Annotated in this window: 17 protein-coding genes; 8 read left to right on the forward strand and 9 right to left on the reverse strand. The window is 72.3% G+C overall.

Annotation, left to right across the window (positions count from 1 at the left end; translation table 11 throughout):
- Positions 1-133 precede the first annotated feature (133 nt).
- Positions 134-1,282 carry an ATP phosphoribosyltransferase regulatory subunit gene (locus tag ACKUB9_RS10860; protein WP_407521704.1) on the forward strand — a complete coding sequence of 383 codons (1,149 nt, stop codon included), beginning with the start codon at positions 134-136 and terminating at the stop codon, positions 1,280-1,282.
- Positions 1,279-2,289 carry an ATP phosphoribosyltransferase gene (hisG, locus tag ACKUB9_RS10865; protein WP_407521706.1) on the forward strand — a complete coding sequence of 337 codons (1,011 nt, stop codon included), beginning with the start codon at positions 1,279-1,281 and terminating at the stop codon, positions 2,287-2,289. The genes ACKUB9_RS10860 and hisG overlap by 4 nt, the downstream gene beginning before the upstream one ends.
- Before the next feature lie 44 nt (positions 2,290-2,333).
- Here the strand turns inward: hisG and ACKUB9_RS10870 are convergent, their stop codons facing one another.
- Positions 2,334-3,602 (reverse strand): thermonuclease family protein, encoded by a 1,269-nt coding sequence (locus ACKUB9_RS10870; protein WP_407521708.1) that lies wholly within the window; start codon positions 3,600-3,602, stop codon positions 2,334-2,336.
- Positions 3,603-3,779: 177 nt separating this feature from the next.
- Positions 3,780-4,592, reverse strand: a complete 813-nt coding sequence (locus tag ACKUB9_RS10875) for a hypothetical protein (protein ID WP_407521711.1) — start codon at positions 4,590-4,592, stop codon at positions 3,780-3,782.
- A gap of 300 nt (positions 4,593-4,892) precedes the next feature.
- Here ACKUB9_RS10875 and ACKUB9_RS10880 point away from each other — a divergent pair, with 300 nt between their 5' ends.
- Both ACKUB9_RS10880 and ACKUB9_RS10885 read left to right on the forward strand, forming a co-directional pair.
- Positions 4,893-5,807, forward strand: coding sequence for a lipid kinase (locus tag ACKUB9_RS10880; RefSeq protein WP_407521713.1), 915 nt, complete (start codon positions 4,893-4,895; stop codon positions 5,805-5,807).
- Between the two features lie 276 nt (positions 5,808-6,083).
- Positions 6,084-6,890, forward strand: coding sequence for a TerC family protein (locus ACKUB9_RS10885; protein ID WP_407521715.1), 807 nt, complete (start codon positions 6,084-6,086; stop codon positions 6,888-6,890).
- A 20-nt stretch (positions 6,891-6,910) separates the two neighbouring features.
- Here the strand turns inward: ACKUB9_RS10885 and ACKUB9_RS10890 are convergent, their stop codons facing one another.
- Entirely contained in the window at positions 6,911-7,732 is an 822-nt protein-coding gene (locus tag ACKUB9_RS10890) for an acid phosphatase (protein WP_407521717.1), read from the reverse strand.
- Between the two features lie 303 nt (positions 7,733-8,035).
- Between ACKUB9_RS10890 and ACKUB9_RS10895 the strand changes: the two genes are divergently transcribed.
- The gene (locus ACKUB9_RS10895; protein WP_407521719.1) at positions 8,036-9,289 is read left to right on the forward strand and encodes a glycosyltransferase family 4 protein; all 1,254 of its coding nucleotides are present in this window, start codon (positions 8,036-8,038) and stop codon (positions 9,287-9,289) included.
- Positions 9,290-9,363: 74 nt separating this feature from the next.
- Complete coding sequence (locus tag ACKUB9_RS10900) at positions 9,364-10,893, forward strand: undecaprenyl-phosphate glucose phosphotransferase (protein ID WP_407521721.1); 1,530 nt, start codon at positions 9,364-9,366, stop codon at positions 10,891-10,893.
- 11 nt (positions 10,894-10,904) lie between these two features.
- Here the strand turns inward: ACKUB9_RS10900 and ACKUB9_RS10905 are convergent, their stop codons facing one another.
- The 6 genes from ACKUB9_RS10905 to lexA form a co-directional block, all read right to left on the reverse strand.
- Positions 10,905-11,147: a hypothetical protein gene (locus tag ACKUB9_RS10905; protein ID WP_407521723.1), complete on the reverse strand. Its 243-nt coding sequence runs from the start codon at positions 11,145-11,147 to the stop codon at positions 10,905-10,907.
- 216 nt (positions 11,148-11,363) lie between these two features.
- Positions 11,364-14,153, reverse strand: coding sequence for a formate dehydrogenase subunit alpha (gene fdhF / locus ACKUB9_RS10910; RefSeq protein ID WP_407522063.1), 2,790 nt, complete (start codon positions 14,151-14,153; stop codon positions 11,364-11,366).
- Between the two features lie 211 nt (positions 14,154-14,364).
- On the reverse strand, positions 14,365-16,083 hold the full coding sequence (locus ACKUB9_RS10915) for an NAD(P)H-dependent oxidoreductase subunit E (protein ID WP_407521725.1): 1,719 nt from the start codon (positions 16,081-16,083) through the stop codon (positions 14,365-14,367).
- A gap of 315 nt (positions 16,084-16,398) precedes the next feature.
- Entirely contained in the window at positions 16,399-16,698 is a 300-nt protein-coding gene (locus ACKUB9_RS10920) for a hypothetical protein (RefSeq protein WP_407521727.1), read from the reverse strand.
- Positions 16,699-16,753: 55 nt separating this feature from the next.
- A complete protein-coding gene (locus tag ACKUB9_RS10925) occupies positions 16,754-17,836 on the reverse strand; it encodes an HD-GYP domain-containing protein (RefSeq protein WP_407521729.1) in 1,083 nt (360 codons plus the stop codon).
- Positions 17,837-18,194: 358 nt separating this feature from the next.
- Complete coding sequence (lexA, locus tag ACKUB9_RS10930) at positions 18,195-18,917, reverse strand: transcriptional repressor LexA (protein ID WP_407521731.1); 723 nt, start codon at positions 18,915-18,917, stop codon at positions 18,195-18,197.
- A 281-nt stretch (positions 18,918-19,198) separates the two neighbouring features.
- On the opposite strand from lexA, the gene ACKUB9_RS10935 reads away from it, so the two are divergent.
- Positions 19,199-19,594 carry a VOC family protein gene (locus ACKUB9_RS10935; RefSeq protein ID WP_407521733.1) on the forward strand — a complete coding sequence of 132 codons (396 nt, stop codon included), beginning with the start codon at positions 19,199-19,201 and terminating at the stop codon, positions 19,592-19,594.
- A gap of 55 nt (positions 19,595-19,649) precedes the next feature.
- On the forward strand, positions 19,650-20,198 hold the full coding sequence (locus ACKUB9_RS10940) for a gluconate 2-dehydrogenase subunit 3 family protein (RefSeq protein WP_407521735.1): 549 nt from the start codon (positions 19,650-19,652) through the stop codon (positions 20,196-20,198).
- The last annotated feature ends 26 nt before the right edge of the window (positions 20,199-20,224 follow it).

Below are 20,224 nucleotides of genomic sequence, written 5' to 3' on the forward strand. Positions count from 1 at the left end.
CGACGCGGAACTCCTCTCCCGTGCGGGAGAGGGGATCCCGCGCCTGCTGCGAACGGCGCGCGGTACGCATTCCACGGCCGTCGCCACGGCGACCGGCGGTTGATACAGGACGGCGGCAACGGAAGATGACACCATGACGGGCAACGGAGCCGCGCCACTCAGCCCGGCCGCGCAGGAGCGGCTGCTCGCCCTGTTCGAGGGGCAGGGCTACGCGCGCGTCGAGCCGCCGGTGCTGCAGCCGGTCGAACCCTTCCTCGAACTCTCGGGCGAGGACATCCGGCGGCGCATCTTCATCACGCAGGATGCGGGCGGGACCGAACTCTGCCTGCGGCCCGAATACACCATCCCGGTCGGGCGCCATCACCGCGCAGCCGCCGGGTCGCGGCCGGCCGATTACTGCTATCTCGGCCCGGTCTTCCGCCTGCGCGCGGGCGAGCCCGGGGAGTTCCACCAAGCGGGCATCGAATCAATCGGCCGCACCGACGTGCCGGCGGCCGATGCCGAGATCCTGGGCCTCGCGGTCGAGGGGCTGGCGCGGCTCGACCAGGAGGACCTGCGGGTGCGGCTCGGCGACATGGGCCTCATCACCGCGCTCCTCGACGCGCTCGGCGTGCCGCCCGCCGCCAAGCGGCGCTGCCTGCGCGCCGTGGCGGCCGGGCGCTCGCTCGACGACCTCGTGACGCCCGCCCCCGTGGGCGAGGCCCATGCGGGGCTCCTCAGCGCCATCCAGGGCCAGGACCCGCGGGGCGTGCGCGCCTTCGTGGAGGACGTGCTCGCCATCGCGGGCATCAGCCGGGTCGGCGGGCGCAGCGCGGGCGAGATCGCCGAGCGCTTCCTCGCCAAGGCCGCGGCGCATGCGGGCGGCGGCACGGGCCTGAGCGCGCGGGCGCGGGAGGTGATTGAGGCCTATCTCGCCGTGACGGGCGATCCCGACGGCGCCGCGGCGGCGGTGCGCGACCTCGTGCGCCATGCCGGCCTCGACGCCCCGGCCCTGCGCGACGCGCTGGCCCTGTTCGAGGAGCGCAACGGCTTCATCGCGGCGGGCGGCCTGCCGCTCGACCGCTTCACCTTCACGGGGCGGTTCGCCCGCAACCTCGACTATTATACCGGCTTCATCTTCGAGGTGGCGCAGGCGGACGGCGAGAAACCGCTGGTGGGCGGCGGGCGCTACGACGGCCTGCTCCAGCACCTCGGCAGCCCGGAGCCCCTGCCGGCCGTGGGCTGCGCCTTCTGGCTCGACCGCATGAGCACCGGGATTCGCGCCGGGGAGATCGCCCGATGAATGCCGACGCACCCCTCGTCCTCGCGGTGCCCTCCAAGGGCCGCCTGCAGGAGAATGCCGCCGCCTTCTTCGGCCGCGCCGGCCTGACGCTCGCCCAGACGAGCGGCGCGCGCGACTACCGCGGGCGCCTGAAGGGCGTGGCGGACGTGGAGGTCCGCTACCTCTCGGCCTCCGAGATCGCCGGCCAGCTCGCCAGCGGCGCGGCGCATCTCGGCGTCACGGGGGAGGACCTGATCCGCGAGACGCTCCCCGATTCGGGGGCGGGGGTCGAACTCCTCACGCCGCTCGGCTTCGGACAGGCCACCGTGGTGGTGGCGGTGCCCCAGGCCTGGATCGACGTGCGCACGATGAGCGACCTCGACGAGGTCGCCACCGACATGCGGCTGCGCCACGGGCGGCGCCTGCGCATCGCCACCAAGTACGTCAACCTCACCCGGCGCTTCTTCGCCGATCACGGGGTCGCCGATTACCGGATCGTCGAGAGCCTGGGCGCCACCGAGGGCGCGCCGGCCGCCGGCAGCGCCGAGATCGTCGTGGACATCACCACCACCGGCGCGACGCTCGCCGCCAACGCCCTCAAGGTGCTCGACGACGGCGTCATCCTGCGCTCGGAGGCGAACCTCGTCGCCTCGCTCAGCGCGCCCTGGGGCGCGACCGCCCGGGCCGCCGTGGAGGCGGTGCTCGGCCGCATCAGCGCGGAGGAACGGGCACGGACGAGCCGCGAGGTGCGGGCCGGGCTGCCGGCGTCCGGCGGGATCGACCTCGCGGCGATCGCCGCCGCCCACCAGGCGGACCTCCCCTACGGGGTGCCGGACGGCCAGTCCCCGGATGGCCAATCCCCACGAGGCGGCGAGATCGTGCTGCGCTGCCCTGCCGACGCGGTGTTCGACCTCGCCGATGCCCTCGCCCGGGCCGGCGCCCAGGGCGTGAGCGTGCGGCGCATCGATTACGCCTTCGCCACCGGCAATCCCCTGATCGAGCGGCTGAGCGCCCGACTGCGCGGCTGAGCCGCCGACGGTTTCGCCGCCGCGCGACCGCCTCAGGCGGCGGCCTACTTGCGCCAGATCCCGAGTTTCTCGGTGCGCGCGTGCCGCTCGGCCTCGACGAGGTCGGTCGTGGCCTCGGGCGTGGCTCGGCCGCCGCCGTTGTAGAGCACCACCTCGGAGAGGTCGTGCCCGTCGACCGTGCAGGTGTAGCCGGTGCCCTTGGCGGCGGGCTGGCAGGCGACCGGGCGGCCCGCGAGGTAGTTGGCGAGGTCGGCGCCCTGCGCGCCCTTGCTCCACTCCACGCCGAAGAGCCGCACGGTCCGGCCGCCGAGCTTCAGCGTCGCGGTGTCGATCACCTCGGCCACGCCCGCGAGCGAGGCCGCGGGCGGCTGCGGCGCGGCCGGGGTCGCGGGCACCAGGGTGCCGGTCTCGCCGACCTCACCGCGCGGCGCCGGAGCGCCGGACTTCGCCTCCTCGGAGGAGGGGCGTCCGCTCTTGGGCTCGATCACCGTCACCGCCCGGTTCGTGGCGGATTGATCGCCGCCGGCCAGGCTCCAGTAACCGGCGCCGACGACCAGCAGCCCGGCGAGCGCGGCGTAGACCGGCCGACGGCGCCCGCCCTGACGGACCGGACGGGCGACCGCCGGCCTCAACCCCTCGGCGGCCGGTGCCGCGGGGGCGGCGGGGGGCGGCACGGGACCGGAGGGCGGTGCTACGGCGGCGGGCGGTGCTGCGGCCGGCGTGGCCGGGCGAGGCCGCGCCTTGATCGGTCGCCCCAGCCGGGAGACGATCGCGACCGCGGCATCCCGCCACGCGGGCCGGCGCGAGGGCGGCACCTGCGCGCCGGCCGTGGCCGCGGCGGGGCCGAGCGTGATCCAATCCCGGTCCGAGATGGCGGGCTCCGGGACCGCCGCCGGACTCTCGGAGATCGAAGCGACCGGGGCCGGTGCCGCCTCCCGCGGCGCCTGGGACGCGGGGGCCTCATGGAGCGCCGGGGACTCTTGGAGCGCAAGGGACTCTTGGAGCGCAGGGGACTCCCGGGCCGGGAAGGGTTCCCGGGGCGGCGCCGCGGCCTCGGGCGGCAGGAAGAGGCGTGGATGCTGGTGGCGCAGCTCGCCGATCAGATCGGCGAGCGTGAACGGAACCGTCGCCCCGTCCTGCTGGCGCGTGCGGGGCGTCCCGTCGCGGCCGACCACCTGATAGCCCGGCGGCGCATCGATCGCCCGCACGGCGGATGCGGCCAGCAATTCGAGGGTGCGCCGCGCCACCTCGACCGGCCGCTGCCGGTCGATCTCGGCCCGAATGGAGGCCTGCACGGTCTCACGTGAGGTCATGTCCGCTCGTCTGTCCGTCTTCTCGTCGCGGCCCCATGGACCCTACCCCAGATGACGCTCGGATGCAGCGTCCCGCCGATCGCCGAGCGCGAACGGCCCGGGACAACGCCGCTCGATTCAACGTTCCCCCGCACCGGCCCTCCGGCTGAGGACGCCGCGGCGAGACGCGGGCCCCGGTCAATCCTGATGGGCCACACGGTCGCGGCTCAGCACCCGACTCGATTCCGACACGATCACCGGCCGCCCGCCGGCGAAGCTCAGCGCGAGGCGAACCGCCACCGTGCCCTCCGAGCGAACCCCCCGGTCGGGATTGGCGGCCATGAAGTCGACCGTGCTGTCGACCTGGCAGGTGGCGAGGCCGGCGTTGCAGGCGGTGCGGATCGAGTCGGGCCGGGCCCGGTAGCGCCGCTCGGGCCAGCGCGCCAGGAAGCGCCGCTTCTCGGAGAGGAGAGCGGCGAGGCTCATCGGCCGGCCGTGAAACACCACCCGGTCGCCGTAGAAGCGCGGGGTCGTGCCGAGCACGACGCCGTTGGGCTCCGAGAAGCTGGCGAAATAGGCGCGGGCGAGATCCTGGGACGCCACCGCCCAGTCCTGCATCCGGTCGTCCGAGGCGGGCATCGGCTCGGGGGCGCGGCGTGGCGGCCGGGCGGCGAGGCGCTCGGCCCGCCGCGCGGCCCGGCGCTCCTCGGCCTGCGCGGCCCGGCGGGCCGCCGCCGCCCGGGCGGCCGATTCCGCCTCGCGTCTGTCGGCGCTCCGCGTCGTCCGCCCCTCGGCCCGCTCGGACACGGGCGCGCGCTCGGCGCCGCGCCGGGCCGGCCTCGGCTCGGCCGAGAAGGACGGGGCCGGCTCGCGCGGCTTCGCGGCGGGCTCGGAGGCCGGCTTGGCCGGTGGATCGACCCAACTCGGCTGCGCCCGGGCCGGGCCGGCGGCGAGGAGCGCGCCGGAGACGAGGCAGATCAGGGCGGCCAACGGGCGGGGGCGAGCAGGCATGGCGGCACCGGAGCGGGAGGGGCTGTGTGAGAACGTTCATGGCTACCGCGACGGTTCCACCCCGTCGATGGGTGCGAAGCGAGGCCGCAGGACTTGTCAACGCCCGGAGCGACCCCACCTCTGGGTCAACCCGGGTCCGGGCCCCTCTCGCGGTCGAGGCGTCGATCGTGATGTCGGACCCCTTCTCTGCCGTTGTGCTGACGCGGCACGATCGCACTGGAGGGTTCGCCATGTCCGGCACATGGTCCGGCACATGGGCGTCGTCGCCGTCACGTTCGCCCGGCCACCCCGGAGGTGCCGATGGCCGACGTTGAGCGTCCGCGTCGAGGCCTCCTCGTCGTCAACCGGCGCGCGCGCAGCGGCGAGCTCGATCTCGACGAGATCAGGGCGGTGCTGCGCCGCGGCGGCATCGAGCCGGTCGACCCGGCCGCGCCGGACCGGGATTGCAAGGACCTGATCCGCGAGGCGCAAAAGACCTGCGACCTCGTCATCCTGGGCGGCGGCGACGGCACGCTGAACGCGGCCGCACAGGCGCTGGCCGAGGGCACCCTCCCGCTCGGGATCCTGCCGCTCGGCACAGCCAACGACCTCGCCCGCAGCCTCGGCCTGCCCAGCGATCCGGTCGCGGCCGCGGAGGTGATCACCCAGATGCCGGCGCGGCCCGTCGACCTCGGCTGCGTCAACGGCCACTACTTCTTCAACGTCGCCAGCGTCGGCTTCTCGGCCGATCTCGCCGGGGAGCTGACATCGGACCTCAAGCGGCGCTTCGGCACCGTCGGCTACGCGGTGGCGGCCGTGCGGCTGCTGCGCCGCTCGCGCCCCTTCACGGTCTACATCGAGCACGACGGCACCGTGGAGACGGTGCGCACCATCCAGGTCTCGGTCGGCAACGGGCGCCACTACGGCGGCGGGATGACGGTGCAGGAGGACGCGTCCGTGGACGACGGCCTGCTGCACTTCTACAGCCTGGAGGTCGCCCATTGGTGGCGCCTGCTCGCGCTGCTGCCGGCCCTGCGCCGCGGCACGCAGGGGAAGGCCGCGGACGTGCGCGCCTTCGAGACCACCGAGGTCGTGCTGCGCACCCGGAAACCGCGCCCGGTCAACACCGACGGCGAGCTCACCACCTACACGCCGGCCCATATCCGGGTCGTGCCGAGGGCGGTCCGGGTTCACGCGCCGCCGCTCGGGGCGCCGGCCTCCGGCGGAACCGCCTGAGACCGGGCGGCATTGAGGGCGGCCCTCGTCGGCTGCTCTTGGGTCACCCGTCGATTTTCATCAGGTCACAGTTCTGGCATCGACGATGATGTACCTGGTCGGCGCGCGAAGGCAGCGGCATCACGGGCCTTCCGCCTGACTGGCCGGGCAGGACACTCAGGGCAAGACACTCAGGGCAAGACACTCAGGGCAAGACACTCAGGGCAAGACACTCAGGGCAAGACACTCAGGGCAAGACACTCAGGGCAAGACACTTAGGGACAGAGCGAGGGGAGCGTGGACAGCATCATGCAGTTGGCCGCCGATCCGGCGGCGTGGGCGGCCCTGGCGACGCTGATCGTCATGGAGGTCGTGCTGGGGATCGACAACCTGATCTTCATCTCGATCCTGACGAACAAGCTGCCGGATTCCCGGCAGACCTCGGCCCGCCGCATCGGCATCGGGCTCGCGCTGATCCTGCGCCTCGCGCTGCTGGGGACGGTCGCCTACATCGTCCACCTCACCCAGCCGGTCATCGAGGTGTTCGGCCGCGGCTTCTCCTGGCGCGACATCATCCTGATCGCCGGCGGCCTGTTTCTGCTCTGGAAGGCCACCAAGGAGATCCACCACAACGTCGACCCGGATACCGACGAGGAGGGGGAGGCCAAGCCGGCGAGCATCGGCTACAGCGCGGCGATCGCGCAGATCCTGCTCCTCGACCTCGTCTTCTCCATCGACAGCATCATCACGGCGGTGGGCATGACCGACCACGTGGAGATCATGGTGGTGGCGGTGGTGGTCGCCGTGGCCGTGATGCTGCTCGCGGCCGACCCGCTCTCGCGCTTCATCGCCGCCAACCCGACCGTGGTGATGCTGGCGCTGGGCTTCCTGATCATGATCGGCATGACGCTGATCGCGGAGGGCTTCGGGGCGCACGTGCCGAAGGGCTACGTCTACACCGCGATGGCCTTCTCGGCCGGCATCGAGGTGCTGAACATCTTCGGGCGCCGGGCCCGCAAGGCCAAGAACGCGGCCCAGAGAGCGGGCACAGGCACCGGCAAGGGCGCGGCCGGGCACGGGACGGCGGGCAGGCCCGCCGCCTGACCGGGCGTTCGGGCGGCGCGTCAGGGCAGCGGGTTCGCCGCCGCCTCCGCCTCGGCGGCGCAGGTCGCCGGGTCGGGCGCCACCGCCGGCTCCGCCAGCGCCCGGGCGAGCTCCGCCCGGGCTTTCTCCAGATCGGCACGGAAGGCGTCGCTGCCGAGAAGCCCAGCGAACAGGGCCGCGCCGTTGGTGCGGCCGGCCTCCACGTCGCTGCGCCAGTGGACGCCGCAGACCATCCGGCTCTCGCCGTAGAGGCGCCCGCGCTGCAGCACCGCCGTGGCCTGCGCGGGCGCGGCGGCGGCCAGGATCAGCGCGTAGGTCCAGCCCTCGGTGGCGTGGCCGGACGGGTAGGACCAGCTGGCCGCGAGCCGCTCGCTGCGCGGCACGCAGATCGGCAGGTCGTTGCCGAGATGCGGGCGCGGGCGCCGGTAGAGGCCCTTGGGCGCGTCCACGGCCGCGATGACGTCGAGGCGGGTCCGCTCCAGAAGGGCCAGCAGGGCGGGCACGCGCGCGGGGGTCAGACGCGTGCCGAGCGCGCAGGAGAAAGCCGCCAGGAGATGCTGCGCCCCGCCCTGCACGTCCGCGGTGGCGAGCGCCCAGCGGCCCGTGTCCTTGAAGGCGCGGGTCCCCGCGTAGGTGAGCCGGTCGCCCGCCTCCGCCTCCGTGCCGGGCTTGGGCGGCGGCGGCAGGATCGCGCGGGTGTCGAGCGTCCCGGCCGCCAGGTAGGGGACGCGGGCGGGGGCCTGCGGCAGGACGGGATCGGCCGAGACCGGCGGCGCGGCCTCGCGGGCGAGAGCCGGGACGGCCAGAACCAGGGCGGCGAGGGTGGGCAGACGACGGCGCATGGCGATCCGGGTGCGGAGGGGCGGCGGCTCGCGAGACCTGTCGCGTCCTCGTCCGGCGGCAAGCCGCGACATCCTGGCCCGCCAGGCGGGCGGCGGGCCGCCGCCGGATCGCGCGCAAATCGCGCGATCGCATTGAGCACCGCTTAACCACGGCCTCATCCGGGCGGCGAAGAAGGACGCCGCTTAACCCCCCGTCGACGCCGCCGCCGTCACAAGACGAGATGCGGGGTTCGATGGACGAACCCGTCCCTTCCTCGATGGAAGCCTGGCCCCGCATCTCGGTCCTGCGTTGCGGAGAGTCCCGTGGCCCTGCCTCACCTTCGCCCTCTCGATACGGTTTCGGATCCGGGCGCGGACGAGCAGGCCCCCCGCCCGGCGCCGGCCCGGCGCCAGCGCATCCTGCACGTCTTCCGGGCGCCGGTGGGCGGGCTCTTCCGCCACGTCCTCGACGTCGCCCGGCTGCAGATCGCGGCGGGCCACGAGGTCGGCGTCTTCTGCGATGCGAGCACCGGGGGCGAGCGCGCCGCGGCGGTGCTGGCCGAGTTGGCGCCCAGGCTCGCGCTCGGCCTCACCCGGGTGCCGATGCGGCGCAACCCGCACCCGCTCGACCTCTCGGCGATCGCCGGCCTGTACCGCCTGGCGGGCCGCATCCGCCCGACCGTCCTGCACGGGCACGGCTCGAAGGGCGGCCTGTTCGCCCGGATCGCCGTCATGCCCCGCGGGCTGGCCGATCCGGTGCGCGCCTACACGCCCCACGGCGGCAGCTTCAACTACCGGCCGGGCACGCCCCTGCACCGGGTCTACATGGCGGCCGAGGCGGCGCTCACCCGGCGCACCGACATCTTCCTGTTCGAGAGCGAGTACATCGCCGGCCGCTACCGCACCTACGTGGGCGAGACCGACCGGCTGGTGCGGATCGTTCACAACGGCATCGACGCCTCCGAATTCGCGCCGATCCAGCGCGCGCCGGACCCCTTCGACCTCGTGTATATCGGCGAGCTGCGCGACGCGAAGGGCGTGCCGGTGCTGTTCGACGCGCTGGCGCGCCTGCGCAACGCCTTCGGCCGCCGCCTGACCCTGCTGGTGGTGGGATCCGGGCCGGACGAGGCCACCCTGAAGGCCCGGGCCGACAGCCTCGGCCTCGGTGCCGCGATCCGCTTCGAACCGCCCCAGCCGATCCGCGCGGCCCTCTGCCGCGGCCGGGTGATGGTGGTGCCCTCCTTCGCCGAATCCCTCCCCTACGTCGTGCTGGAGGCTGCCGCCGCGGCCCAGCCGCTCGTCGCCACCACGGTCGGCGGCATCCCGGAGATCTTCGGGCCGGCCGCGGGCGCGCTGGTGCCGCCGCGCGACGTGGAGGCCCTGGCTCTCGCGGTGCTGCGCAAGCTCGATCAGCCCGAGGAGGCGTGCCGGGACGAGGCGGCGGGTCTCAGCGCCTTCATCCGCGCCCGCTTCTCCATGCAGCGCATGGCGGACGGCGTGCTCGCCGGCTACGCCGCCGCCCACGAGCAGCGCGGCGACATACAGCCCGTTCCGGGCGCGCCCGCGCCGTCGCGCTGAGGCGCGGCCGTCCCGCCTCCGCCGCCATCCCCCGCCCGCGCGGGCCGCCCCGCCAGCCAGCCGGATCAACCGTCATGAGTGCCTTCGACGTCCGCGACATCCTGAAGACGGCCGCGGCCCAGCAGGCGGAGGCCGGGCCGGCTCCCGCGCGCGGGCGGATGCCGCCGGCCGAGAACGTCGTCGCGCCCCGCGCAGACGCGCCGCTCTCGCCGGTCGTCGTCGCGGGCTGCGTGCGCCTCGTCGAACTGGTCCTGGTGGCGGCCACCGGGCTCGCGGCCCACGCGGCCGTCCTGGGCGGCGTGGTGCCGCTCAACCTCGTCTACATCGCCGCGATCGCAGCGCTCGCGGTGCTCACCATCGCGGTGCTGCAGGCCGCCGGCACCTACGGCATCCGGGCCTTCCGGGCGTTCTTCACGGCCGGCACGCGCGTCGTGGTCGCCTGGTCGCTGGTCTTCCTGATGGCCGGCACCGTGCTGTTCTTCGCCAAGCTCGGCGACCACTACTCGCGGCTGTGGCTCGGCACCTTCTACCTCGCGGGCCTGAGCGTGCTCCTCACCGAGCGGCTCATCCTGTCCCTGGTGATCGGCGCGCAGATGCGCCGGGGCCGCTTCGACCGGCGCACCGCCATCGTGGGCGGCGGCGAGCCGGCCGAGGCGCTGATCCGCTCCCTGGAGCACCAGAGCGATTCCGGCATTCGCATCGTCGGCGTGTTCGACGACCGCAACGACGGGCGCTCCGCCGACGTGGTGGCGGGCTACCCGAAGCTCGGCACGGTGAGCGACCTCGTGACCTATGCCCGCCACACCCGGCTCGATCTCGTCGTGTTCACCCTGCCCATCTCCGCCGAGGGCCGCATCCTGGCGATGCTGTCCAAGCTGTGGGTGCTGCCGATCGACATCCGCCTCTCGGCCCACGCGAGCAAGCTGCGCCTGCGTCCGCGCTCCTACTCGTATCTCGGCTCCGTGCCGGTGCTCGACGTGTTCGACAAGCCCATCGCCGACTGGGACGTGGTGGTGAAGAGCCTATTCGACCGCGTGGTCGGCGGCCTGATGCTGATCGGCTTCGCGCCCGTCATGATCGCGGTGGCGCTCGCCGTGAAGCTGACCTCGCGCGGGCCGGTGTTCTTCCGCCAGAAGCGCTACGGCTTCAACAACGAGCTGATCGAGGTCTACAAGTTCCGCTCGATGTACGTCGACCAGAGCGATTCGGGTGCCGCGAAGCTCGTCACCCGGGGCGACCCGCGGGTGACCCCGGTCGGACGCTTCATCCGCAAGACCTCGCTCGACGAGCTGCCGCAGCTCTTCAACGTGCTGAAGGGCGACCTCTCCCTCGTCGGCCCGCGACCGCACGCGCTCCAGGCCAAGGCCGCCAACACGCTCTACGATCAGGTGGTCGACGGCTACTTCGCCCGCCACAAGGTCAAGCCGGGGCTGACCGGCTGGGCCCAGATCAACGGCTGGCGCGGCGAGACCGACACCAGCGAGAAGATCCAGCGCCGGGTCGAGCACGACCTCTACTACATCGAGAACTGGTCGGTGCTGTTCGACCTGCGCATCCTGGTGAAGACACCCTTCGCGCTGCTCAAGGCCGAGAACGCCTACTGACCGCCGCCCCCTCACCCCGCGAGCGGCGCGAAGAAGCAGAACACGTAGTCGCCGCGGTGGCACCAGTGGAAGTTGCCGTCCTTGCTCGGGCGGACCTTGGCCAGGGGCACGAAGATGCCGTGGGTGCGGTAGCCGCCCGGCACCTCCACGGCGTCCTGCACCGGCTCGCAATCGTGGTCGGAGCAGCACTCGTAGGGATACCACGAGTGTGCCGGCTGGATGAGCGCGAGCGCGACGAGCAGCGCAGCTTTCATGGGTGGCTGACCCTCCCCCTGTGCCGATCGGCCGAGCCCGATCGGTGCCGATCGGACAAGCCGGGTCGGTGCCGACCGGTCATGCCGGAGCGACCGCGGCCCGGCGCGAGGCCGAATCGTCAGCCGATACGGCATTCCTCGTGCCAGTTCGGGGGATCTGCCATTCACAAAGGTTAGAGCGGAGCGCGCCGCCGCCGGGGCGGCGCCGCGCTCGGCCTATTCGGCGGCGATCGAGGCCGCGGCCGGGGGCACGGGCACGACCCGGGCCGCGCAGAACTTGAATTCCGGGATCTTGCCCATCGGGTCCAGCGCCGGGTTGGTGAGGAGGTTGGCGGCGGCCTCGGCGTAGCAGAACGGCATGAACACCATGCCGTCCGGCACGTCGCGGTCGGAGCGCACCTTCACCTCCACGGCACCGCGCCGGGTCTCCAGCCGCACCCGGTCGCCGGGCACGAGGCCGAGGCGGCCGAGTTCCCGCGGCCCCATCAGCGCCATCGCCTCGGGCTCGATCGCATCGAGGATCCCGGCCCGCCGGGTCATGGAGCCGGTGTGCCAGTGCTCCAGCACCCGGCCCGTCGAGAGCACCATCGGGAACTCGGTGTCGGGCACCTCGTCCGGGGGCACGATCGCGGCGGGCACGATCTTCGCCCGGCCGCTCTCGGTGGGGAAGCCGGCGTAGAAGATGATCTCATGGCCGGGCTCGTCGGGCGCGTCCACCGGGTAGGTCACCGCGCCCTCGCGCTCCAGGCGATCCCAGGTGATGTTCTTGAGGGAGGGCATCACCTGCGCCATCTCGGTGAAGACGTCGGCGGGGCCGCGATAGGACCACGACAGGCCGAGGCCCCGGGCGATCTCCTGGATGATCCACCAATCCTGGCGCGCATCCCCGGGCGGGGGCACCACCGGGCGGGCCATCTGCACCCGCCGGTCGGTGTTGGTGAAGGTGCCGGCCTTCTCGGCGAAGGCCGAGGCCGGCAGCACCACGTCGGCGTGGAAGGCGGTCTCGGTGAGGAAGAGGTCCTGCACCACGAGGTGGTCGAGCATCGCCAGCGCCCCGCGGGCGTGGTTGAGGTCGGGATCCGACATCGCCGGGTTCTCGCCCTCGACGTACATGCCCCGGATCTGCCCGGCGTGGATCGCCTTCATGATCTCGACGACGGTGAGGCCCTGCTTGGGATCGAGCGACTGGCCCCAGAAGGTCTCGAACAGCTCCCGCACCGCCGGCTTCTCGACGGATTGGTAGTCGGGATAGACCATCGGGATCAGGCCGGCGTCGGAGGCGCCCTGCACGTTGTTCTGGCCGCGCAGCGGGTGGAGGCCCGTGCCCGGACGGCCGATCTGGCCGGTGGTGAGCGCGAGCGCGATGAGGCAGCGGGAATTGTCCGTGCCGTGGACGTGCTGGCTCACCCCCATGCCCCAGAAGATGATCGAGGCGCGCGAGCGGGCGTAGAGGCGGGCCACCTCCCGCAGGGTCTCGGCCGGGATGCCGCAGACCTTTTCCATCCGCTCGGGGGTGAACTCGCGGATCCGCTCCTTGAGCGCGTCGAAGTTCTCGGTGTAGCCGGCAATGTACTGCTGATCGGTGAGGCCCTCCTCCACGATCACGTTGAGCATCGCGTTCAGCATCGCCACGTCGGAGCCCGGCTTGAAGGCGAGGTGCCGGTAGGCGTGGCGCGACAGGACCTGACGCCGCGGATCCATGATGATCAGCTTGGCGCCGCGCTCCTTGACGGCGTTCTTGATGAAGGTGGCGGCGACCGGGTGGTTCACGGTCGGGTTGGCGCCGATGATCACGATCACCTCGGCGTCGAGGGCCGCCGAGAACGGCGCGCTCACCGCGCCCGAGTTCAGCCCCTCCATCAGCGCCGCCACCGACGAGGCGTGGCAGAGCCGCGTGCAATGGTCGACGTTGTTGGTGCCGAAGCCGAGCCGCACCAGCTTCTGGAACAGATAGGCCTCTTCGTTCGAGCCCTTGGCCGAGCCGAAGCCCGCCAGGGCACTGCGCCCGTGCGTGTCGCGGACCGCCTTGAGGCCGCCGGCGGCGCGCTCCAGCGCCTCCTCCCAGGTCGCCTCGCGGAAATGCGTCCAGGGATTGGCCGGATCGACCTGATCGTTGACGTGCTTGGGCACGTTGTCGAGGCGGATCAGCGGCTTCGTCAGCCGGTGGGGATGGTGGACGTAGTCGAAGCCGAAGCGGCCCTTCACGCAGAGCCGGTTGCGATTGGCCGGGCCGTCCTTGCCCTCGGCGTAGACGATGCGGTCGTCCTTGACCTTGTAGGAGACCTGGCAGCCGACGCCGCAATACGGGCAGAGCGAGTCGACCGAGCGGTCGGGATAGACGACGCGCTCCTGCTCGTCGTTGAGGTAGGCGGACGGCATCAGGGCGCCGGTCGGGCAGGCCTGGACGCACTCGCCGCAAGCGACGCAGGTCGACTGGCCCATCGGGTCGTCGAAGTCGAACACCACCTTGGCGTCGGCATTGCGGTAGGCCATGCCGATCACGTCGTTGACCTGGACCTCGCGGCAGGCCCGGACGCAGAGGTTGCACTGGATGCAGGCGTCGAGGTTGACCCGCATGGCCGGGTGGCTCGAATCCGGGTGCCAGCGCTCCTCGGTGGGGAAGCGGCTCTCGGTCACGCCCGCGAAATCGGCCTGCGCCCAGAAATGCGAGTCCGGGTCGTGGGCGGTCGCGCGTTCCGGCTGGTCGGCGACCAGAAGCTCCATGACCATGGCGCGGGACTTCACCGCCCGGTCGCTCTGGGTCTTCACCTTCATGCCGACGGCCGGCACGCGCTTGCAGGAGGCGGCGAGCACGCGCTCGCCCTCGATCTCGACCATGCAGGCGCGGCAATTGCCGTCCGGCCGGTAGCCCGGGGCGGGCTTGTGGCAGAGATGCGGGATGTGCGTGCCGAGGCGGCGGGAGATCTCCCAGAGGGTCTCGCCGGGCCGCGCCTCGACGGTCTGCCCGTCGAGTTCGAACACCACGCCCGGGATGCCGGCCGGCATCTCGCGCAGGCCCGCCGTGCCGCTCGGCGCAGGTCCCGCCTGCCCGCCCGACTTCGGACCCTGCGAGTAGGCGCCGCCTTGCGCCCCCCTGCCCTCTCCGCCCGCGTCCTGCGGGCCGGCGGGGCCGGTGACGAGGGGATCGCCGCCGGCGGGCTTGCTGGTCTGGGTGCCGCTGCTCATGGTCGTGCTTTCGCTTGTCGGGCCTGCCGCGCTACTCGGCCGCCATGGGCCGCGGCGTCGGAAACAGGTCCGGGAAATACTTGATGACGCTGGTGAGCGGGTTCGAGGCCGCCTGCCCCAGGCCGCAGATCGAGGCGTCGCGCATGCAGTCCGAGAGCTCGCCGAGGAGGTCGGTGTCCCAGACGCCGTGCTCCATCAGCATGCGGGCCTTCTGGGTGCCGACCCGGCAGGGCGTGCACTGGCCGCAGGACTCGTCCTCGAAGAAGCGCATCAGGTTGAGCGCCGCCCCGCGCACGTCGTCCTGGTCCGAGAGCACCACGACGGCGGCCGAGCCGATGAAGCAGCCGTACTTCTCGAGCGTGCCGAAATCGAGCGGGATGTCGTCCATCGAGGCCGGCAGGATGCCGCCCGAGGCGCCGCCCGGCAGGTAGGCCGCGAAGCCGTGCCCCTCGGCCATGCCGCCGCAGAACTCCTCGATGAGTTCGCGGATGGTGACGCCGGCCGGGGCGAGCTTGACGCCGGGCTCCTTCACCCGGCCCGAGACCGAGTAGGAGCGCAGGCCCGTGCGGCCGTTGCGACCGAAGCTCTTCCACCAGCCCGCACCCTTCTCGATCAGGTCGCGCACCCAGTAGAGCGTCTCGACGTTGTTGATCAGCGTCGGGCGGCCGAACAGGCCGACTTGGAACGGGAAGGGCGGCTTGTGGCGCGGCAGGCCGCGCTTGCCCTCCAGGCTCTCGATCAGCGAGGATTCCTCGCCGCAGATATAGGCCCCGGCCCCGCGCCGCAGGTGGAGGCGCGGCCCGCCCGGAGGCAGCTTGGCGATCTCGCGCGCCAGGATCTCGCGGGCGATCGGATACTCGTCGCGGATGTAGAGGTAGACGTCCTCCGCCTCGACCACGTGGGCGCCGATCAGCGTCCCTTCGAGGAAGCGGTGGGGGTCCGTGTTGAGGTAGAGCTGGTCCTTGAAGGTGCCGGGCTCGCCCTCGTCGCCGTTGACCGCCATCAGGCGCGGCCCGGGCTCGCCGCGCACCGAGCGCCACTTGCGCCCCGTGGGGAAGCCCGCCCCGCCGAGGCCCCGCAGCGAGCCGTCGTCGAGGATCGCCAGCACCTGATCGACCGTGAGATCGCCGGAGCGCAGACGCTCCAGGCTCGCGTAGCCGCCGCCCGCCCGGTAGGCGTCGTAATCGACGTAGTCCGGGAGATGCGCGTGGGTGTCGCCCGCGGCGACCGCCGCCTTGACGCTCTCGGGCGTGGCCCGGTGCAGGAAGTTGTGGCCGACCTCCGCGGCGGGCGCGTGGTCGCACAGGCCCACGCAGGGCGCGCGCACCACCCGCACCTGACCGCCGATCTCGGCCTGGAGCGCCGCCAGCAGGTCCTCGGCGCCGTGCATCGCGCAGGTGATGCTGTCGCAGACCCGCACGGTGAGCGCCGGCACCGGGTTCTCGCCCTCCTTCACCACGTCGAAATGGGCGTAGAAGGTCGCGGTCTCGAACACCTCCGCGAAGGCGAGATCCATCTCGTCGGCCAGCGCCGCGAGGTGTGGAGCGCTGATCTGGCCGTAGGTGTCCTGGATCAGGTGCAGGTGCTCGATCAGGAGATCTCGCTGCCGGGACGCGTCGCCGAGCAGGCCGGCGATCTCGGTCTTGGCGCGGGGATCCACCTGGCGGCCCTTCGGAACGGGCCTCGCCCGCTCGCGTCCGCGTCCCGGATGATCGAAGCGCTGAACGCGCGTAACGTCGTGCTGGCTCATGGCCTCACCGTACCATCTGGCATACAAAATACAAGCAGCGGTGCGAGCCTACGCTCGGGGAGTGATCGACCCGGGCTTGAGGGGCGGCGGTGGAGGCGGGGAACCCGGGGCCAGCGCCCGATTCCGATCGCCGCGCCCGACGCGACGAACCGTCCCTCTCACGGGGCCGGAGAATAAGGGTCCGGCCCGCCGCAGTCAGGGTAGGCCGTCTTCGACCTAGGTCCAAGCCTTCTGCAGAGGACAGGCATTCAGGACGGCTGGAGGCTTCCCCGGGTGCTCCTCTCCAGGGGATTCGTCCGCCGCGGCCGGCCCGGCTCACTGGCCACCGAACGTCCGCAGCGGACGGCCGGCCTCCGAGCGGTGACCCATCGTGACGCCGGCGGCATCGAGTTCCACGACCCGCGGCCCGGCCACCGCGTTGAGGTCGGCCTCGAAGGCATCGAGGGCGGCGTTGGCGGCCTCCCGGGGCGCCTCGCCGCCATGCTGGGCCGCCGAGAGGCGTTCGAGCAGATCCTCGGCCATGCGCGGCGTCAGCGGCGGGCGCGCCTCGGCCAGATAGGCTTGCGCCACGCGGCGCGGCCAGTCGGGATGCGGGGTTTGGTGTTCGATCGGCATCAGCGTTCCTCCGTGCGGGGAAACGCGTCGCGGCGGCTTTCGTCCCCTGGGCCGCTCAGGCGGCGGAAGCGGTCTGGAGTCCGCCCACGGTGGACCGGAAGGCGTTGAGAAGCGCGGTGTCGAGCTTGCCGCCCATCCCTTCCATCACCACCCAGGCGTCGGCCGCGTTCAGCGGGGCGCGGTAAGGGCGGCGCTCGGTCAGGGCCGAGTAGATGTCGCAGATGGTGACGAGGCGGACGAGGTCGGGGATCTCTCCGCCCCGAAGCCCGTCCGGATAGCCGGAGCCGTCGAGCAGTTCGTGGTGATGGCGCACGACGCCGAGGGTCTCGGCGTCGAAGCCCGGCTGGGCCGCGAGGAGGTCCGCGCCGATCGCGGGGTGCGTGCGCATGATCGCGAGTTCGTCCGGCGTCAGGCTGCTCGGCTTGGCCAGGATGGCGCGCGGGATCTTCGCCTTGCCGACGTCGTGCAGCAGGGCCGCCCGGGCGAGGCGGTGCTGGTCGCTGCGGCGGAAGCCGAGGACGCTCGCGAAGACCGCCGCATGACCGGCCACGCTGAGGGAGTGCTGGTAGACCTCGCTCTGGTGCGACCAGATCGTCTCCAGCCACGCCTGGATCCCAGCCTCGGAGATCGCGTCGAGGACGATCTCGGTGCCGGCCTCGACATCCTCGTGGGACAGCGCCCGGCCGGATTCCGCGGCATCGAACAGGCCGGTCACGAGCGCGCAGGCCTCGACGGCTTGAGCGCGGATCTGCACCCGCGGCTCGCGCGCGCGCTCGGCCGCGGACACCTGCACGAGATCGAGAAGGGCGGCGGACAGGGCGGCGCGGGAGGTGAAGGGCGGCAGGATCCGGGAGGCCCCGAGCGCCCGCGCCTTGGCGAGCGTGGCCGGCGTCAGGTCCCGCGCCAGGCACAGGCAGGGTCTCATGCGGGCGCGCAGATGGCTCATCAGGCCGCGCAGGCTCGCCAGGAGGGATGGATCGTCGAGGGCGACGTCGAGCAACACGGCGAGCACGGTGCCGGGCGGTTGGCGCTGCCCGGGTTCGATCACCCGGCAGGGCAGGTGGCAGGTGACGCTGTGGGCGAGCGAGTGGGCTTTCTTGGGATCGTCCGAGACCAGGAGAATGAAGCCGTCGGTCATCGTCGCGTTCCGCAGGCCTTCATCGGCACAGGAGGAGATCTGCCGGCGGGCCCACGGCCCACCGCGATCATCCCGGCACTTTGCCGGATTGATGGTTAAGCTTTCCTCTAGCTTCGGCGATCCCGCGAAGGGCCGTGCTCGCAGGCCGTTGGGACGGACGCAAGGTCAGATACTACGACGCCGTTGTGCCGCTTCTTTGGATTCCTTCGAGCGAGCGCCTGCCCTCGAGGCAGGATGGGTTACGACCCGACGATGTCCCGGAACGCCGAAGGCCCGCGCGGGGAGTCGCGCGGGCCTTCGATGATCGCCACGATGCCTCCGGGCACGATGTCCCGGAGGATGATCCGGAACCAGGCCGTCAGTACTTGCGGATCAGGCTGACGAGCCGGCCCTGGATGCGCACGCGGTCCGGGCCGAGCACGCGGGTCTCGTAGGCCGGGTTGGCGGCCTCGAGGGCGATCGACGAGCCGCGGCGGCGCAGGCGCTTGAGCGTGGCCTCCTCGTCGTCGATCAGCGCCACCACGATGTCGCCGGTATTGGCCGTCTCCTGCCGGCGGATCACCACGAGGTCGCCGTCGAGGATGCCCGCCTCGATCATCGAGTCGCCGCGCACTTCGAGCGCGTAATGCTCGCCGCCGGCCAGGAAGTCGGGCGACATCGCCACGCTGCGGCTCTGGGACTGGATCGCCGAGATCGGCGTACCGGCGGCGATGCGGCCCATCACCGGGATGGCCACCGAGCCCGACCGGTGATCGTCCACCGCCACCCCGGCGGGCATGGCGGGCTTGGCGACCGGCTCCTTGGCGCGCCCGCCCTCGACCACGCTCGGGTTGAAGCGCACCACCTCGGCGGAGGGCGCGCTCACCGTCTCGGGCAGGCGGATCACCTCGATCGCCCGGGCGCGATTCGGCAGCCGGCGCAGGAAGCCCCGCTCCTCCAGCGCCGTGATCAGTCGGTGGATGCCCGACTTGGACTTGAGGTCGAGGGCGTCCTTCATCTCGTCGAAGGACGGGGGGACGCCCGTCTCGCGCATCCGCTGCTGGATGAAGCGGAGCAGGTCCAACTGCTTACGGGTGAGCATGGGTCACTCTCATCGCCTGCGCGGGCACGCTGATCGAAACAAATCGCGAACATGGTAAGCGTTCCTCAAGTGTTCCGCAAGCGGCTTGGCGTCGTGCCGCGGATGAAGCGGCCTCGTCCACACGTCTGCACCGATTCTCGACCTGCGCCGACTCCGCCCTGACGGCCGGCGGGATCGGCCCCGCAACAGCCCGCTACCACCTGCGGCCCCGGCCGCCGGCTACGATCGGGGCGTGCAGACACACCGGCACCGGCCGCAAGTCCAGGAGAAGTCGTTTCCCGATGGCCAAGCCCGTTCATTCCATGATCCGCGTCCGCGACGAGGCCCGCTCGTGCGAGTACTATGCCCGCGCCTTCGGCCTGGAGGTCGCCGACCGCTTCGCGTTCGACACCTTCGCGCTCGTCTACCTGCGCGACCCCGCCTCGCCCTTCGAGCTCGAACTCACGGTCAACTTCGACCGGCAGGAGCCCTACGAGATCGGCAACGGCTACGGCCACCTCGCGGTGGTGGTGGACGATGTCGAGGCCGAGCACGCGCGCTTCGAGCGCGAGGGCCTGCCCGCGACGCCCGTGAAGGACTTCCAGCACCAGGGCCGCACGCTCGCCCGGTTCTTCTTCGCCACCGATCCCGACGGCTACAAGATCGAGGTCATCCAGAAGGGCGGCCGCTTCGGCTGAGCCGTCCCCAGGCAACAGCATGACGACAAGCAAGAACGTCACGAGGAGACGCCCGATGAGAGAAGTCGATCCGCGCCGGCGGGTGAGCCGGCGCAGCTTCCTGCAGAGCGCCGCCGCGGCGGCCCCGGCGGCGGCCATCGCCACGGGCGCCGGCCTGGCGGTGGAGGAGGCCTGGGCGGAGGGCGGCGCCGCCCTGTCGCCCTCCGACCTGAAGACCCTGGTGAAGGTGGCGCGGGACATCTACCCGCACGACTTCCTGGCCGACACCTACTACATCGCCGCCGTGAAGCCGTGGGACGGCAAGGCGGCGGGCGATCCGGCCACGAAGCAGCTCCTCTCCGAGGGCATCCGCCGCCTCGACGAGGATGCGCGCACCCGGCACAAGGTCGCCTATGCGCAGGTCGGCTGGGAGGCCGACCGCGTCGTCCTGCTCCAGGCGATCGAGCACACGCCCTTCTTCAAGGCGCTGCGGGCCGACCTCGTGGTCTCGCTCTACAACCAGCCCGAGCTGTGGCCGAAGTTCGGCTACGAGGGTCCCTCCGCCGACAAGGGCGGCTACATCCAGCGCGGCTTCAACGACATCGACTGGCTGCCGAAGGTCTGAACCAGCCGCCAGACCTGAGTGATCTC

The sequence above is a fragment of the Methylobacterium oryzisoli genome (assembly GCF_046557895.1).
Taxonomy (GTDB): domain Bacteria; phylum Pseudomonadota; class Alphaproteobacteria; order Rhizobiales; family Beijerinckiaceae; genus Methylobacterium; species Methylobacterium oryzisoli.

What these genes read in the sequence shown, in the direction of transcription:
- ACKUB9_RS10870 (WP_407521708.1), bottom strand. Translation starts at nt 3,602, where the DNA reads ATGACCTCACGTGAGACCGTGCAGGCCTCCATTCGGGCCGAGATCGAC.
- ACKUB9_RS10860 (WP_407521704.1), top strand. Translation starts at nt 134, where the DNA reads ATGACGGGCAACGGAGCCGCGCCACTCAGCCCGGCCGCGCAGGAGCGG.
- ACKUB9_RS10900 (WP_407521721.1), top strand. Translation starts at nt 9,364, where the DNA reads ATGAGTGCCTTCGACGTCCGCGACATCCTGAAGACGGCCGCGGCCCAG.
- hisG (WP_407521706.1), top strand. Translation starts at nt 1,279, where the DNA reads ATGAATGCCGACGCACCCCTCGTCCTCGCGGTGCCCTCCAAGGGCCGC.
- ACKUB9_RS10925 (WP_407521729.1), bottom strand. Translation starts at nt 17,836, where the DNA reads ATGACCGACGGCTTCATTCTCCTGGTCTCGGACGATCCCAAGAAAGCC.
- lexA (WP_407521731.1), bottom strand. Translation starts at nt 18,917, where the DNA reads ATGCTCACCCGTAAGCAGTTGGACCTGCTCCGCTTCATCCAGCAGCGG.
- ACKUB9_RS10880 (WP_407521713.1), top strand. Translation starts at nt 4,893, where the DNA reads ATGGCCGACGTTGAGCGTCCGCGTCGAGGCCTCCTCGTCGTCAACCGG.
- ACKUB9_RS10890 (WP_407521717.1), bottom strand. Translation starts at nt 7,732, where the DNA reads ATGCGCCGTCGTCTGCCCACCCTCGCCGCCCTGGTTCTGGCCGTCCCG.
- ACKUB9_RS10935 (WP_407521733.1), top strand. Translation starts at nt 19,199, where the DNA reads ATGGCCAAGCCCGTTCATTCCATGATCCGCGTCCGCGACGAGGCCCGC.
- ACKUB9_RS10940 (WP_407521735.1), top strand. Translation starts at nt 19,650, where the DNA reads ATGAGAGAAGTCGATCCGCGCCGGCGGGTGAGCCGGCGCAGCTTCCTG.
- ACKUB9_RS10875 (WP_407521711.1), bottom strand. Translation starts at nt 4,592, where the DNA reads ATGCCTGCTCGCCCCCGCCCGTTGGCCGCCCTGATCTGCCTCGTCTCC.
- ACKUB9_RS10905 (WP_407521723.1), bottom strand. Translation starts at nt 11,147, where the DNA reads ATGAAAGCTGCGCTGCTCGTCGCGCTCGCGCTCATCCAGCCGGCACAC.
- fdhF (WP_407522063.1), bottom strand. Translation starts at nt 14,153, where the DNA reads ATGCCGGCCGGCATCCCGGGCGTGGTGTTCGAACTCGACGGGCAGACC.
- ACKUB9_RS10915 (WP_407521725.1), bottom strand. Translation starts at nt 16,083, where the DNA reads ATGAGCCAGCACGACGTTACGCGCGTTCAGCGCTTCGATCATCCGGGA.
- ACKUB9_RS10920 (WP_407521727.1), bottom strand. Translation starts at nt 16,698, where the DNA reads ATGCCGATCGAACACCAAACCCCGCATCCCGACTGGCCGCGCCGCGTG.